At 73.2% G+C, this 13,320-nt stretch carries 15 protein-coding genes; 10 read left to right on the top strand and 5 right to left on the bottom strand.

The window, feature by feature from the left end; all coding sequences use genetic code 11:
• Positions 1 to 89 precede the first annotated feature (89 nt).
• The 3 genes from ACQPWW_RS32490 (at position 90) to ACQPWW_RS32480 (ending at position 2,027) form a co-directional block, all read left to right on the top strand.
• Positions 90 to 605 carry a glycine cleavage system protein R gene (locus ACQPWW_RS32490; RefSeq protein ID WP_433127622.1) on the top strand — a complete coding sequence of 172 codons (516 nt, stop codon included), beginning with the start codon at positions 90 to 92 and terminating at the stop codon, positions 603 to 605.
• Complete coding sequence (locus ACQPWW_RS32485) at positions 602 to 1,186, top strand: peptide deformylase (RefSeq protein WP_433127621.1); 585 nt, start codon at positions 602 to 604, stop codon at positions 1,184 to 1,186. Before ACQPWW_RS32490 ends, ACQPWW_RS32485 begins: the two co-directional genes overlap by 4 nt.
• A 118-nt stretch (positions 1,187 to 1,304) precedes the next feature.
• Positions 1,305 to 2,027: a hypothetical protein gene (locus tag ACQPWW_RS32480; protein WP_433127620.1), complete on the top strand. Its 723-nt coding sequence runs from the start codon at positions 1,305 to 1,307 to the stop codon at positions 2,025 to 2,027.
• Between the two features lie 6 nt (positions 2,028 to 2,033).
• On the opposite strand, the gene disA is transcribed toward ACQPWW_RS32480, so the two are convergent.
• The 4 genes from disA to ACQPWW_RS32460 all read right to left on the bottom strand — a co-directional run bounded on the left by disA (position 2,034) and on the right by ACQPWW_RS32460 (position 6,689).
• Positions 2,034 to 3,218 carry a DNA integrity scanning diadenylate cyclase DisA gene (disA, locus tag ACQPWW_RS32475; RefSeq protein WP_433127619.1) on the bottom strand — a complete coding sequence of 395 codons (1,185 nt, stop codon included), beginning with the start codon at positions 3,216 to 3,218 and terminating at the stop codon, positions 2,034 to 2,036.
• A gap of 132 nt (positions 3,219 to 3,350) precedes the next feature.
• A complete protein-coding gene (gene radA / locus ACQPWW_RS32470) occupies positions 3,351 to 4,808 on the bottom strand; it encodes a DNA repair protein RadA (RefSeq protein WP_433127618.1) in 1,458 nt (485 codons plus the stop codon).
• An 85-nt stretch (positions 4,809 to 4,893) separates the two neighbouring features.
• A complete protein-coding gene (locus tag ACQPWW_RS32465) occupies positions 4,894 to 5,709 on the bottom strand; it encodes a hypothetical protein (RefSeq protein WP_433127617.1) in 816 nt (271 codons plus the stop codon).
• Between the two features lie 140 nt (positions 5,710 to 5,849).
• Positions 5,850 to 6,689 carry a UbiA family prenyltransferase gene (locus tag ACQPWW_RS32460; RefSeq protein WP_433127616.1) on the bottom strand — a complete coding sequence of 280 codons (840 nt, stop codon included), beginning with the start codon at positions 6,687 to 6,689 and terminating at the stop codon, positions 5,850 to 5,852.
• Positions 6,690 to 6,735: 46 nt separating this feature from the next.
• Here ACQPWW_RS32460 and ACQPWW_RS32455 point away from each other — a divergent pair, with 46 nt between their 5' ends.
• The 4 genes from ACQPWW_RS32455 to ACQPWW_RS32440 all read left to right on the top strand — a co-directional run bounded on the left by ACQPWW_RS32455 (position 6,736) and on the right by ACQPWW_RS32440 (position 10,534).
• Positions 6,736 to 7,506: a methyltransferase domain-containing protein gene (locus ACQPWW_RS32455; RefSeq protein ID WP_433127615.1), complete on the top strand. Its 771-nt coding sequence runs from the start codon at positions 6,736 to 6,738 to the stop codon at positions 7,504 to 7,506.
• A gap of 43 nt (positions 7,507 to 7,549) precedes the next feature.
• The gene (locus tag ACQPWW_RS32450) at positions 7,550 to 8,716 is read left to right on the top strand and encodes an acyl-CoA dehydrogenase family protein (protein WP_433127614.1); all 1,167 of its coding nucleotides are present in this window, start codon (positions 7,550 to 7,552) and stop codon (positions 8,714 to 8,716) included.
• 94 nt (positions 8,717 to 8,810) lie between these two features.
• Positions 8,811 to 9,860 carry a type III polyketide synthase gene (locus ACQPWW_RS32445; RefSeq protein ID WP_433127613.1) on the top strand — a complete coding sequence of 350 codons (1,050 nt, stop codon included), beginning with the start codon at positions 8,811 to 8,813 and terminating at the stop codon, positions 9,858 to 9,860.
• Between the two features lie 32 nt (positions 9,861 to 9,892).
• Complete coding sequence (locus ACQPWW_RS32440; RefSeq protein WP_433127612.1) at positions 9,893 to 10,534, top strand: hypothetical protein; 642 nt, start codon at positions 9,893 to 9,895, stop codon at positions 10,532 to 10,534.
• Between the two features lie 25 nt (positions 10,535 to 10,559).
• Here ACQPWW_RS32440 and ACQPWW_RS32435 read toward each other — a convergent pair whose 3' ends face one another.
• Complete coding sequence (locus ACQPWW_RS32435) at positions 10,560 to 11,246, bottom strand: hypothetical protein (RefSeq protein WP_433127611.1); 687 nt, start codon at positions 11,244 to 11,246, stop codon at positions 10,560 to 10,562.
• A 328-nt stretch (positions 11,247 to 11,574) separates the two neighbouring features.
• On the opposite strand from ACQPWW_RS32435, the gene ACQPWW_RS32430 reads away from it, so the two are divergent.
• Genes ACQPWW_RS32430 through ispF form a run of 3 tightly spaced genes read left to right on the top strand, consistent with a single transcriptional unit; the run spans position 11,575 to position 13,310 of the window.
• Positions 11,575 to 12,060: a CarD family transcriptional regulator gene (locus ACQPWW_RS32430; protein WP_007073334.1), complete on the top strand. Its 486-nt coding sequence runs from the start codon at positions 11,575 to 11,577 to the stop codon at positions 12,058 to 12,060.
• Between the two features lie 55 nt (positions 12,061 to 12,115).
• Positions 12,116 to 12,811, top strand: a complete 696-nt coding sequence (ispD, locus tag ACQPWW_RS32425; protein ID WP_433127610.1) for a 2-C-methyl-D-erythritol 4-phosphate cytidylyltransferase — start codon at positions 12,116 to 12,118, stop codon at positions 12,809 to 12,811.
• A gap of 13 nt (positions 12,812 to 12,824) precedes the next feature.
• Positions 12,825 to 13,310: a 2-C-methyl-D-erythritol 2,4-cyclodiphosphate synthase gene (gene ispF / locus ACQPWW_RS32420; protein ID WP_210780926.1), complete on the top strand. Its 486-nt coding sequence runs from the start codon at positions 12,825 to 12,827 to the stop codon at positions 13,308 to 13,310.
• Positions 13,311 to 13,320 lie beyond the last annotated feature (10 nt).

Here is a 13,320-nt window from a genome sequence, read left to right as displayed (position 1 = left end):
TCGATGATGTCACGCGCCACGGTCCCGCTGGGTGGGCGGCTCGGGCGGGGTGTCGCGGCGGTGCCCGCCGGGTCAGAGAGAATGCGCGGATGAACGAGCTCGCGATCACTGTCATCGGCCGGGACCGGCCGGGCATCGTGGCCGACGTCGCCGAGGTGCTGGCTCGACTGGGCGCGAACCTCACCGACAGCACGATGACGCGGCTGCGGGGTCATTTCGCGATGACCCTGATCTGCACCGGGCCGGCGGCCCCCGCCGAGGTTGAGGCCGCGCTGGCGCCGCTGGCCGCCGAGGGTCAACTGCTGGCGACGGTACGCGCGGTCACGCCCGACAGCGAGGTTCCCGTGGCGGGTGAGCCGTACGTGCTGGCGGTGCACGGTTCGGACCGGATGGGCATCGTCGCGGCGATGACCCGGGTGCTCGTCGACGCGGGCGGGAATGTCACAGACCTGAGCACCCGATTGGCGGGTTCGCTCTACGTGGTGCTGGCCGAGGTCGAGTTGCCGGCCGGCGTGGCTGACGAGCTGGTGGACCGGCTGCATCGGACGGCTGCCGAGCTGGGTGTGGAGGTCACGCTCCGACCGGCCGACCCGGATCTGTTGTGAGCGGCGCGGAGAGCGTGCCGGACGCCGAGACGTACGCCGGTCTGGGCGGCTGGACACCGGAGGCGCTGGCCGTGTCGGGTGCGGTGCGGGCGGTGCTGTCCGCCCCGCACCAGGTGCTGAGTCGGGCCGCCGGAGAGGTCGATCCGACGGCGGACGAGACGGTCCAGCTCGCGGCCGATTTGGTCGCGACGATGCGGGTTTCGCCGGGCTGTGTGGGGTTGGCCGCGCCGCAGGTCGGGGTGGGTGCCCAGGTCTTTGCCGTGGACGTGACGGGGCACCCGAAGGCGGTGACGGTGCACGGGACCTTCGTGTTGTGCAATGCCCGGGTGGTGGAGGCGACCCGGTGGAAACCGGGCCGGGAGGGTTGCATGTCGGTGCCGGACCTGACCGGTGACGTGAAGCGGGCCAGCCGGCTGGTGGTGGAGGGCGACCTGCCGGGCACCGGCGGGCCGGTCCGGTTGGTGACCGACGGTTTCGAGGCGCGGGCGTTGCAGCACGAGATCGACCACTGTTCGGGGCTGCTGTTTCTGGATCGGGTGGCCGGTGCGCACGCCGTCTATCAGCGCAAGGTCTACCTCTGAGCGGGTGCCGGACGAGCGGGGTGTCCGTCCTGAGTGGAGGTTCGGGTCCGCGTCCCGACGGGGCACCGGCGCGTCGCGCCGCACCGGCGGGGGCAGCGCGGCTACGGTGGGGGGCATCATGCGTCTGACGGTCGGCCCCCTGCCACCCGCCGTGTACTGGCGGCGTCGCGTCGTCGTACTCGGAGCGGGGTTTCTCTTCCTGATTGTCCTGCTCTACTCCTGCACCGGCTCGGGTCGCTCCGACGACCCGAAGGCGGCGGGGTCGCCGACGGCCACACCCACCGGGGCCACCGGTCCGGGCGGGCCGGTGCTGACGCCACAGACCGGGACCCCGGCGCCCTCCGCGTCCGCCGACGCGGGTGCGACGGGCGCGACGAACCCGAGTCCCGCGATCACCAGCAACGAACCGCCGCCGGGCGCGGTGGGCGGTTCGGTGGACGACGGCACCTGCACCGACGCGGAGATCCGCGTGGTCTCGATGGCGAGTCCGGCCTCGGTCCAGCGGGGGGCGGTGGTCGACCTGCAACTCAAGATCAAGAACACGTCGGACCGGACGTGCAGCCGCAACGTCGGCGCCGACCTGCAGGAGATCTTCATCAAGTCCGGTGCCGAGAAGATCTGGTCCTCGGACACCTGCGGCAAGGTCCAGGGCTCGGACGTGCAGTCCTTCACCCCGAACTTCGAGCGCTCCTACGAGGTGGCGTGGAACGGGCGGGACACCAGCCGGTGCGACGGCAGCGGGCTGGCCGCCGGGCCGTTCCCACCGCTCGGCGCGTACGAGGTGTTCGCGCGGGTCGGCACGAAGCTCAGCGCGCCGGTGAAGCTCACCGTCACCGGCTGAGCCGGATCAGACGTACCGCTCCAGGATCGACGCCTCGGCGAGCCGGGACAGCCCTTCCCGGACGCCGCGCGCCCTGGCGTCGCCGACCCCCTCGACGGCCTGCAGATCCTCCACCGTCGCGCCGAGCAGTCGTTGCAGGCTGCCGAAGTGCACCACCAGGCGGTCGACCACCGCCACCGGCAGCCGCGGCACCTTGGCCAGCAGTCGGAAGCCGCGAGGGCTGACCGCCGCGTCCAGCGCGTCGGACGCGGCCGGGTAGCCGATCGCCTTGGCCACCGACACCAGGTCGATCAGCTCGGTGGCGCCGAGCAGGTCCAGCTCGACAAGTGCCTCGTCCAGGGTGCGCGACTTGCGGCCGACCGGGAGGTAGTCCCGGATGACGAGCGTCCGGTCGGCGTCCACGCCGGCCATCAGCTCGTCGAGTTGGAGGGCCAGCAGGCGGCCGTCGGTGCCCAGCTCGACGACGTAACCGGCGATCTCGTCGGCGATCCGGCGCACCATCTCCAGGCGCTGCACCACGGCCACCGCGTCCCGCACGGTGACCAGATCCTCGATCTCCAGTGCGGAGAGCGTGCCGGAGACCTCGTCGAGCCGGAGCTTGTAGCGCTCCAGGGTCGCGAGCGCCTGGTTGGCGCGGGAGAGGATCGCCGCCGAGTCGTCGAGCACGTGCCGTTGGCCGTTGACGTACAGGCTGATGATCCGCATGGACTGGCTGACCGAAATGACCGGGTAGCCGGTCTGCCGGGCCACCCGCTCGGCGGTGCGGTGCCGGGTGCCGGACTCTTCGGTCGGGATGGACGGGTCGGGCATCAGGTGCACGGCCGCCCGGACGATCCGGGTGCCGTCGCTGGAGAGCACGACGGCGCCGTCCATCTTGCACAGCTCCCGGACCCGCGTCGCGGAGAACTCCACGTCCAGCGGGAAACCGCCGGTGCACAGGCCCTCCACGACCTTGTCGTAGCCGAGCACGATGAGCGCGCCCGTGCGGCCACGCAGGATGCGCTCCAGACCGTCGCGCAGGGCGGTGCCAGGGGCCATCAGGGCGAGGTTGGCGCGCAGTGGGTCCCCGGCGCCCCCGGCGGCTCCCGCCGTCACGCTCACGCTGATCGGGCGGGCGGGCGAGCCCACGGCGCCGGTGCGGGCCTGGGGCGGCGCGCCGGCTGGCTTGGTGGTATCGCGGTCGATCGGCACGGACACAGTCTACGGACTGCCGTGCGGTGGGTGCTGTCGTGGTTACTGTGATGTGTCACGATGCGGCCCTTCCAACCCGTTTCCCGCTTGCGACGTGCTGTCCGGTTTTGCCGTCTCCGTCGGCACGGTGGGTCACTCGGCGGACGCGCGGGCCGCATGGTGCAGTGCCGAACGGACGTCCGTGACCTCGGTCACCCGCATCTGCTCGGGACCGGCGCCGGTGCTGGCCGGGCCGCAACCGGGCGGCACCAGGGCCATTTTGAACCCCAGTCGGGCCGCCTCGGCCAGCCGGCGCGGCACCGCCCCGACCCGGCGCACCTCGCCGGTCAGACCCACCTCGCCGATCGCCACCAGGTGCGGCGCGATGGCCAGGTTGAGCCCGCCGGAGGCGACCGCCAACGCGACCGCCAGGTCCGCGGCCGGCTCCACCACCCGGATGCCGCCGACAGTGGCCGCGAAGACCTCCCGGTCGTGCAGGGTCAGCCGCTCGGTGCGCCGTTGCAGCACCGCGAGCACCATCGCCAGGCGCGCCGAGTCGAGGCCGGAGACGGTGCGCCGGGGAGAACCGGCCACCGTCGCGCCGATCAGCGCCTGCACCTCGGTGACCAGGGCCCGCCGCCCCTCCATGGCCACCGTGACGCAGGTGCCCGGGACCGGCTCGGAGTATCGGGTCAGGAACAGCCCGGACGGATCGGCCAGGCTGCTGATGCCGCCCTCGTGCATCTCGAAGCAGCCGACCTCGTCGGCCGCGCCGAACCGGTTCTTCACACCGCGCACCAGGCGCAGCGAGGAGTGCTTGTCACCCTCGAAGTGCAGCACCACGTCGACCAGGTGCTCCAGCACCCGAGGCCCGGCCACCTGGCCGTCCTTGGTGACGTGCCCGACCAGCACTGTGGCGATGCCCCGCTCCTTGGCCACCGAGACCAGCGCGGCGGTGACCGCGCGCACCTGGGTCACCCCACCGGGCACCCCCTCGGTGCCGGTGGTGGAGATGGTCTGCACCGAGTCGAGCACCAGCAGGCCCGGCTTGACCGCGTCGAGGTGACCGAGCACCGCCGCCAGGTCGCTCTCCGCCGCGAGGTAGAGCTGGTCGTGCAGGGTGCCCATGCGTTCGGCACGCAACCGCACCTGACTGACCGACTCTTCCCCACTGACCACCAGCGAAGGGCTGCCGGAGCCGACCGCCCACTGCTGGGCCACGTCCAGCAGCAGGGTCGACTTGCCCACCCCGGGCTCGCCGGCGAGCAGCACCACGGCACCGGGCACCAGGCCGCCGCCGAGCACCCGGTCGAGCTCACTCACCCCGGTGGGGCGGGCGCGGGCTGGGGCGGCGCTGATGGTGGCGATCGGCCGGGCCGGCTCGGCCGGCATCCGGGAGCTGACCACCCGACCGGAGACGGTCGGGCCGGTCACCGTGCTCTCGACCACCGCGCCCCACTCGCCGCACTCCGGGCAGCGCCCCACCCACTTGGGCGGCTGGTGCCCGCAGGCGTCGCACTCGTAGGCGGGGCGCGGCTCGCGGGCGGCGGACCGGCCACGGGCGGCGCCGGCCGTGCCGCCGCGCGAAGGGGTCGATCGGGAGGTGGTCACATCAGGACGCTAGCCCTCTCGTACGACGAAAACACCCCGGCGTGGTGGTCACCACGCCGGGGCGTCTGTCGATGCGGAGGTCGTGTCACTCGTGGGTGGTGCCGCCCTCGTTGCCCTCGTAGCCGCCCTCGCGCTCGATGATCGGCGAGGGGGGCGCCGCCGGGGTGAGCGGCACCGCGATCGGCGCCTGGCCGGTCACCGTGTTGCCGTTGCCGAAGTCGAAGGTCACCGAGACGTTCTGACCGGAGCGCAGCGCCTCGGTCAGGCCGATCAGCCGGAGCTGCGAGGTGGCCGAGGAGTTGAGCTGGAGGTAGCTCAGCGGAGCCAGCTCGATCCGGGCCAGCTGGCCGGGGGCGGCGGGGCTGGCCGAGCCCGAAGCCCGCGCCGACTCCGGGGCGGACGGCGTGGCCGAGGACGACCCGGTCTCGGACGGGGTCGCCGACGGGCTGGCCGAGCGCGAGGCGGGGGTCGACGGGCGCTGCGAGCCGGACGGCGACGCGCTGCCGGACGGCGACGCGCTGCCGGACGGCGACGCGCTGGCCGAGGCGGACTCCGAGGCGGACGGCAACGGGCTCGCCGAGCCGCCGCTGATCCGCACCTCGCGAGCGCTCTCGGTGGTGACGGTGACGGTGACCGTCTGCTTGGAGTCGTTGTAGATCACGGCGTTCAGCGGAGCGTCCTGGCCGGCCTTGTAGCCCTCGGTGCCCGGAAAGTCCACAAGCAGACCGCGCACGGAGAAGGAACCGTTGTCGGTCGTGAGGTTGACGCCCTGGACCGACGGCTCCTTCAACGCGGTCTCGGCGATCTGACCGGTGCCGCATCCGGACGCCAGCAGGCCGGTTGCCGCAATCCCGGACAGCAACAGGGCCGCCCGCCGGGATCCCCTGATCGAGCGCGTCACGTCGGTCCTCCTCGTCACAATCCCCACCCGGACCGCACGCCGGGCACGGTGGCCATACCCGCGCAGACCGCGCTCCAGGGTAGTTGGGGCTGATCGAGGGCCGCACGCGGACCCGGCAATGCCACCTGGCGGGGTGCCGCTCACACCACCCGACCGCTCGCCACCAGCAGGACCACGTCGATCAGGGCCACCAGCATGACCGCCCGGAAGGCTGCCACCGGCCGCCGGCCGGCCCGGACCGCCGAGCGTCCGGCGTACCAGGCCAGGGCCGGCACCACGGCGGCCGTGCCGACCGCGGCCAGCCCGATGGCCGACGGCGGCCCGGGTGGTCCGAGGGCCAGGCTCGCGGTCGCCGCGAGGAGCAGGACGGCCGCCGCCGCGCGGCTCCCGGCGGACCCCAGCCGATGGGGCAGGCCGCGCACCCCGGTCCGGGCGTCGTCGGCCAGGTCGGGCAGCACGTTGGCGAAGTGCGCGCCGGCCCCCAGGCAGGCCGCCGCCACCAACAGCCAGGCGGGTGGGGTCGGCCGGCCGGGCAGCGCGAGCACCACGAAGGCGGGCAGCGCGCCGAAGGAGACGGCATACGGCACCACCGAGAGGGCGGTGGCCTTGAGCGGCCAGTCGTAGAGCAGCGCCGAGACCAGGGCGACTGTCAACCAGAACGCCGCCGTCGGGTTCGTGGTCAGCGCCAGCAGCGGACAGGCCACCGCGGCCGCCGCCGCGGCCCAGGCCGTGGTGCGCCGGGCGACCGCGCCGGCGGCGACCGGTTTGTCGGTACGCCCCACCGTGGCGTCCCGCTCGGCGTCCAGCGCGTCGTTGGTCCAACCGACGGCGAGCTGGCTGGCCAGCACGGCGAGCACCACCGAGACGATTCCGGACGGTCGGTGGCCCACTCCCCACGCCAGCAGACCGGCGACCGTGGTCACCGCCGCGGCCGGTTCCGGATGGCTCGCCCTGACCAGCCCTAACACCCTCGGCGACATAAGGGAAGTCTGGTCGTTACCGAGCAGTCGTGCCACTCTCGGTGCCATGCGAGACGTGGCTGCGTCCGCGGCGTCCACCGGCTCCCGGGTGCTGCCGCGAAACGACCCGCGCCAGTACGACGACCTGGCCGGTGAGTGGTGGCGGCCGGATGGCGCGTTCGCGATGCTGCACTGGCTGGCGGCGGCCCGCGCGGCGCTGGTGCCACCGGCGACCCGCCCCGACGAGCTGCTTGTGGATCTGGGTTGCGGCGCCGGTCTGCTCGCGCCGCACCTGACCGGCAAGGGCTACCGGCACGTCGGCGTGGATCTGACCCGCTCGGCGTTGCTCCAGGCAGCCGAGCACGGGGTCCGCGCGGTCCAGGGCGACGCGACAGCGGTCCCGCTCCCGGACGGTTGCGCCGACGTGGTCTCCGCGGGCGAGTTGCTGGAGCATGTGCCGGCGTGGCCACGGGTGGTCGCCGAGGCGTGCCGGCTGCTGCGTCCGGGCGGCCTGTTGGTGCTGGACACCCTGAACGACACGGCGCTGGCCCGGCTCGTCGCGGTACGCATCGCCGAGCGGCTGCCGACGGTGCCGCGCGGCATCCACGATCCACGGTTGTTCGTGGATGCTCGGAGGTTGGTCGCCGAGTGCGCCCGGCACGGCGTCGACCTGCGGGTGCGCGGCATCCGTCCGCAGGTGGGCGGCCTGGCCGTCTGGTTGCTGCGGCGAGCCCGCGCGGGCCGGACGGGCGCGACGCCGGCCGACCGCAGCCCGCGCATCGTGCCGACCCGGTCCACCGCCGTGCTCTACCAGGGGTGGGGGGTCCGAAACGGATAGTCCGGGCCGTGGCGGGGTACGGCACTGGTAAGAGGGAGGCGACATGACGGTGCACGCGCTTGAGGCGGCCCGCCGGTTGGCGCCGCGGTTCGCCGCGCGGGCCGCGGAGCACGACCGGGACGGTTCCTTTCCGGTGGACGACTTCCGTGATCTGCGGGAGGCCGGCCTGTTCGGGTTGCTGGTGCCCCGCGCGTTGGGGGGCCTGGGAGCGACCTTCGCCGAGTACACCGCAGTGGCCAGTGAGCTTGCCCGGGGCAACGGGGCAACTGCCCTGGTGTTCAACATGCACGCCTCGGTGACCGGCGCGCTGGGCGCGGTGACCGAGGAGTTGGCCGAGGCGCTGGGCGTCCCGGACGAGGCGCTGGCCGCCCGGGACCGCCTGCTCACCGCCGCCGCCGAGGGCTCCTGGTACGCGGTCGCGATGAGCGAGCGTGGAGCCGGCGCCCGGCTGTCCCAACTGAGCACTGTCTACGAGGCGACCGACGAGGGCTGGCATCTCAAGGGCAGCAAGACCTTCTGTTCCGGCGCCGGGCACGCCGACGGCTACCTGGTGGCGGCGCGCAGCGCGGCCGACCAGTCGGTGGTCTCGCAGTTCCTGGTGCCGGCCGGCGACGGTCTGACCGTGGAGCCGACCTGGGACTCGCTCGGCATGCGCGCCACCTCCTCACATGATCTGCACCTGGATGTCACGGTGCCCACGGACCGGCTGCTCGGCGGGGTCGAGGGTCTGGCGTTGGTGGTCGCCCAGTTGATGCCGCACTGGCTGGTGGCCAGTTACGCGGCCGTCTACGTGGGGGTGGCCCGGGCGGCGATCGACGCGGCCGCCGAGCATCTCAACGAGCGCAGGTTGGCCGGTCTGCCGGCGGTGCGGGCCCGGCTGGGGCGCGCGGACGCGGCGACGGCCGCCGCGCAGTTGGTGGTCGCCGAGGCGGCCCGTCGGGTGGACGAGGCGCCGGGCGACGCGGAGACCAACCGCTGGGTGTGGCGGGCGAAGCTGCTGGCCGGCACCACGGCCGCCGAGGTGGCGGCGTCGGTGCTGGAGGCGGCGGGCACCTCGGCGACCCGCCGTGGTCACCCGTTGGAGCGGCTCTACCGGGATGCCCGCTGCGGCTCACTGCACCCGGCCACGTCGGACGTCTGCGCCGACTGGCTCGGCATCGCCGCGCTGGGCGGCGACCCGGATCGTGACGGATCGGCACCGCGTTGGTGAGCCGGCCGTACGGGGCCAGCAGGGAAGATGGACCAGCCGAGGTGGCTGGTGGGACGGCCAGGGGGAGGACAGCATCTGACGAGAGGTGGGGATCGTGTCCGTACCAGTGATCGCGGGGCTCGGGACTGCGCAGCCGCCGTCCGCTTCGCAGGACGAGTTGTGGGAGGGATTCTTCTCCCGGCACTTCTCCGGCACCACCCGGTCGTTGGCCCAACGGATCTTCGCGAATTCCGGGGTGACCCGGCGGCAGGCCGCGGTCAATCCTCTGCTGGAGGACGTCTCGGACTGGCCGACCGAACGCCGGATGCGCCGCTACCAGGTGGAGGCGCTGCCGTTGGGCAAGGAGGCGGTGGGCCGCGCGTTGACCGCCGCCGGGTTGGGCGCCGGCGACATCGGGCTGTTCATCGTCTGCTCCTGCACCGGCTACGCCACCCCGGGGCTGGACATCCTGCTCGCCCGGGACCTCGGTATGGCGGCGGACACCCAGCGGATGTTCATCGGCCACATGGGCTGTTACGCGGCGCTGCCGGGGCTCGGCGCGGCGAGTGACTTCGTCACCGCGCGGGGGCGGCCGGCGCTGCTGCTCTGCGCGGAGCTGACCAGCCTGCACATCCAGCCGTCCAGCGCCCGGGTGGACACCCAGCAGATCGTCTCGCACGCGCTCTTCTCGGACGCCGCGGTCGCCGCCGTGGTCGTGCCGGGCGGCCCGGGGTACGCGTTACGCGAGGTCACCTCGGTCACCGACACCTCGACCGCCGACCATATGACCTGGGACGTCACCGATGCCGGCTTCCGGATGGGGTTGTCGCCGAAGGTGCCGCAGGTGCTGTCGAGGCACGTACGCGGGCTGGTCGACGAGCTGTTGGCCCGGCACGGCGTCACGAGTTCCGAGGTGGACGGTTGGGCGGTGCACCCGGGCGGGCCGCGGATCCTCAACGTGGTGGAGCGGGAGTTGGCGCTGCCCCCGGAGGGGCTTGCAGCGTCCCGGGTGACGCTCGACGAGCACGGCAACTGCTCGTCGCCGACAGTGTTGCTGATCCTGGACCGGTTGGGCCGCTCGACGCCGGCGGCTCGACGCGTCGTCATGCTGGCGTTCGGCCCCGGTCTCACCCTCTACGCCGCCCTGCTGGATCGACAGGAGTAAATTTCCGCCGGTTCGGCCGGTACGCTCGATGGATGGATGCGACGGCGGACGAGCGGCTGCGCTCGGCGGTGCTGTTCGGCGTGACGGTGGCCGTTCTGGTCGCCGGTGGCTGGTGGTGGCACGCTGCCGCGCCCTCCCCGGTGGCCCGGCCGCCCGGTGCGGTGGCGACACCTTCCGCGGGGCCCAGCGTCAGCACCCCGTTGGACCGCGCCCTGGCCCTGGGTGATTCGGATGCGGTGAGCGTGCGGGTCGATGCCGAGACGGGAGCGGTCGTCCGGGCGCTGGAGGCCCCGCGGGCGGTGATCGACCCGTCCAGCGGCGAGATCACCGACATCGAGGGGGATCCGAGCTGGCTCTTCTTCCAGGGTGAGCTGCCCGCGTTCCGCGACACGATCTGGCGGGAGCGGACGGTGCTCGTGCCGGGGCAGCGCATCGTCCGGCAGGCGGGGGGCGGCGATGCCCGTCAGTTGTTGCAGTACCGGTGCACCAGGCCGGGCACGCTGATGGTGACACTCTTCGACGCCGAGCTGGCCGGGCCGTCCGAGATCGACTGCGACGGCACGACCACCAGCGCCCAGGTGCTCTCGCACGGCAACCCGTTCCGGGTGTCGCTGTCGACTGTCGGGTTGCGCGAGATCGACGTCGAGGCGCAACTCGTCTTCCTGCCCCGGTAGCGCTGGTCGTGCCTCCGCGCGGCGGTCAGCCGGCGAGGGCGTTCAGGTCGCTCCGGTAGGAGTCGACGGTCCCCAGGTCGGGCAGCGTCCGGGTCACTGTGCCGGCGCGGTCGACAAGCAGCGCGGTAAGGGTGCCGGGGCGGGCCGGTTGGCCCAGGAACGAACGCAGGCCGCCGGCGGGGTCGGCGAGTGCCCGGACGCCCCTGCCGGCCGGTGGGGCCGTCGCGACCGCCCGGCCTCCGGCGACGGTGACCACCGCGACTCCGGGCGGCGCCGCCGACACGGCCTCGTCGATCCGCTCGGGACAGGGGCAGCCGTCCACCAGAATGATCATGGCGGGCAGCAGGCCGCGCAGTGGCACCGGGGCCTGGCCGGCGTCGACCAGGTCCAACGCGGGCAGCGCCCGGCCGGCGACGGTCGCGGGAGGCGCGTACGGGGCCGGGGTCGGGCGGTCGGTGCCCCGGCCGGCGCGGGGCCAGGCGACGGCGAGCAGGCCGCCGATCGTGGTGAGCAGCGCGACCATCAGCACCAGCAGGGGCAGGGCCAGGCGGCCGGAGTGGCCGCCGGCGGCGCGGCGCAGCTCGCGACGAAGCTGGGCGGCCTCGTCGGCGAGCGCCGAGGCGTCGTCCGGGACCACGACGCGGCCCCACTCGGGTGGTAGGCCGGGCAGGCCGTCGGCTGGCCCGTGACCCTCGGCATCCGGCTTGCCCATCGGACCTCCTGGAAGGGGCTCGAGAGCGGTGTGCGGCTCGGTCTCCAGGGTCCCGCACCAGGGGCACCTCCCGCTACACCTGGGCGCATTCCCGCCGGCCGGGATACCATGGGAGGAGCGCATAGCCCTTGATCTCGACGTTCTGTTCACCCGTGCCGGGCAGTCATCCGCACGTTACGGAGCGTGTTCGAACCATTGGTTTGACCGCCTGTCAAGCTGAAGCAAGACCTCTCACAGGGCCCCTGAGCTGCGCCAACGGTCAGGACATCGGTGAGACATCGGTGCCTGAGCGTGTTACCCTAGACACAGCGAAAGGGGTTTCGAACCTATGGTTTTCAGTGTCGGCGAGACCGTTGTTTACCCCCACCACGGGGCCGCACTCATCGAGGCAATCGAGACTCGGGTCATCAAGGGCGAGCCTAAGCAATACCTCGTCCTGAGGGTCGCGCAGGGTGACCTGACGGTCCGGGTGCCGGCCGAGAACGCCGAGATCGTGGGCGTACGTGAGGTGGTCGGCGAAGAGGGCCTCGGTAAGGTCTTCGACGTTCTGCGGGCTCCGCACACCGAGGAGCCGACCAACTGGTCGCGGCGTTACAAGGCCAACTTGGAAAAGCTGGCCTCCGGCAACCCGCTGAAGGTCGCCGAGGTCGTGCGTGACCTGTGGCGCCGGGAGCGGGAGCGGGGCCTCTCTGCGGGCGAGAAGCGGATGCTTGCGAAGGCCCGCGACATTCTCGTCGGTGAGGTCGCGCTGGCCGAGAAGAGCACCAAGGATGAGGCGGAGACGCTGCTCGACAAGGTCCTCACCGAGGCCTAGTCCGCAGAGCATCGTCGTCCCACTAAGTAGCGAAGAAACCACCGAGGACCGCGACGTGACCGCGCAGCTCAACCCGCGCGGTGACGTCGCGGTCCTCGTGCCTGCGGCGGGTGCCGGTGTACGGCTCGGCCCCGGCCGACCCAAGGCGCTGCGCCTGCTCGCTGGCGAGCCGCTGCTTGTGCATGCCGTGCGTCGGCTGGCCGCCGCGCCGTCGGTGCACACGATCGTGGTGGCCGCGCCGGTCGCCGACGTGCAGGCCGTCCGCGAGCTGCTGGCCCCGGTCGCACCGGTGATCGTGGTGGCTGGCGGTGCGGAACGGCAGGCGTCGGTGGCCGCGGCGCTGGCCGCGGTGCCCGCCGGCCCGACGATCGTCCTGGTGCATGACGCCGCCCGTGCGCTCACCCCACCCGCGCTCGTCGAAGCTGTCGCCGCGGCGGTCCGCGACGGGCGGGACGCGGTGATCCCCGTACTGCCGGTCGTCGACACCATCAAGGAGGTCGGTGCCGGCGAGGTGGTGCTCGGCACCGTCGACCGTTCCGCCCTGCGCGCGGTGCAGACCCCGCAGGGTTTCCGGCGGGCCGTGCTCAGCGCCGCGCACGCCGCGGCCGGCGACCCGCTCACCGACGACGCCGGGCTGGTCGAGAAGCAGGGCGTCGCGGTGAGCTGCGTGCCGGGCTCGGAGTACGCGCTGAAAATCACCAGGCCGTTCGATCTGGCGCTGGCCGAGCACCTGCTTGCGGCCTCCGGTTGACGCGTACCCTCTGATCATGATCGTTCCCCGGGTGGCCATCGGCACCGACGTGCACGCGTTCGAGCCCGGCCGGCCCTGCTGGGTCGCGGGCCTGCTCTGGCCCGACCAGGACGGCCTCGCCGGGCACTCGGACGCCGACGTGGCCGCGCACGCCGCCTGCAACGCGCTGCTCTCCGCCGCCGGCCTCGGTGATCTCGGCTCCGCCTTCGGGGTGGGCCAGCCGGAGTGGGCCGGCGCGTCCGGGGTGGCGCTGCTGACCGAGACGGCCCGCCGGGTGCGCGCGAGCGGCCTGGAGATCGGCAATGTGTCGGTGCAGGTCATCGGCAACCGACCCAAGATCGGCCGCCGCCGGGCAGAGGCCCAGGAGGTGCTGTCCGCTGCCGTCGGCGCCCCGGTCACCGTCTCCGCCGCGACCACCGACGGGCTCGGCTTCGCCGGCCGCGAGGAAGGGCTTGCGGGCGTCGCGGTGGCCCTGGTGTACGACGCGCCGGCCGCCTAGGCTCGCCGCG

Source organism: Micromonospora sp. CA-240977, from assembly GCF_050942285.1.
Taxonomy (GTDB): Bacteria; Actinomycetota; Actinomycetes; order Mycobacteriales; family Micromonosporaceae; genus Micromonospora.
Note: the sequence above shows the minus strand (reverse complement) of the source record. Positions and strands in the feature narration are given on the sequence as shown.

What these genes read in the sequence shown, in the direction of transcription:
- ACQPWW_RS32435 (WP_433127611.1), bottom strand. Translation starts at nt 11,246, where the DNA reads ATGGGCAAGCCGGATGCCGAGGGTCACGGGCCAGCCGACGGCCTGCCC.
- ACQPWW_RS32430 (WP_007073334.1), top strand. Translation starts at nt 11,575, where the DNA reads ATGGTTTTCAGTGTCGGCGAGACCGTTGTTTACCCCCACCACGGGGCC.
- ACQPWW_RS32480 (WP_433127620.1), top strand. Translation starts at nt 1,305, where the DNA reads ATGCGTCTGACGGTCGGCCCCCTGCCACCCGCCGTGTACTGGCGGCGT.
- ACQPWW_RS32460 (WP_433127616.1), bottom strand. Translation starts at nt 6,689, where the DNA reads ATGTCGCCGAGGGTGTTAGGGCTGGTCAGGGCGAGCCATCCGGAACCG.
- ACQPWW_RS32455 (WP_433127615.1), top strand. Translation starts at nt 6,736, where the DNA reads ATGCGAGACGTGGCTGCGTCCGCGGCGTCCACCGGCTCCCGGGTGCTG.
- ACQPWW_RS32490 (WP_433127622.1), top strand. Translation starts at nt 90, where the DNA reads ATGAACGAGCTCGCGATCACTGTCATCGGCCGGGACCGGCCGGGCATC.
- ACQPWW_RS32450 (WP_433127614.1), top strand. Translation starts at nt 7,550, where the DNA reads ATGACGGTGCACGCGCTTGAGGCGGCCCGCCGGTTGGCGCCGCGGTTC.
- ACQPWW_RS32440 (WP_433127612.1), top strand. Translation starts at nt 9,893, where the DNA reads ATGGATGCGACGGCGGACGAGCGGCTGCGCTCGGCGGTGCTGTTCGGC.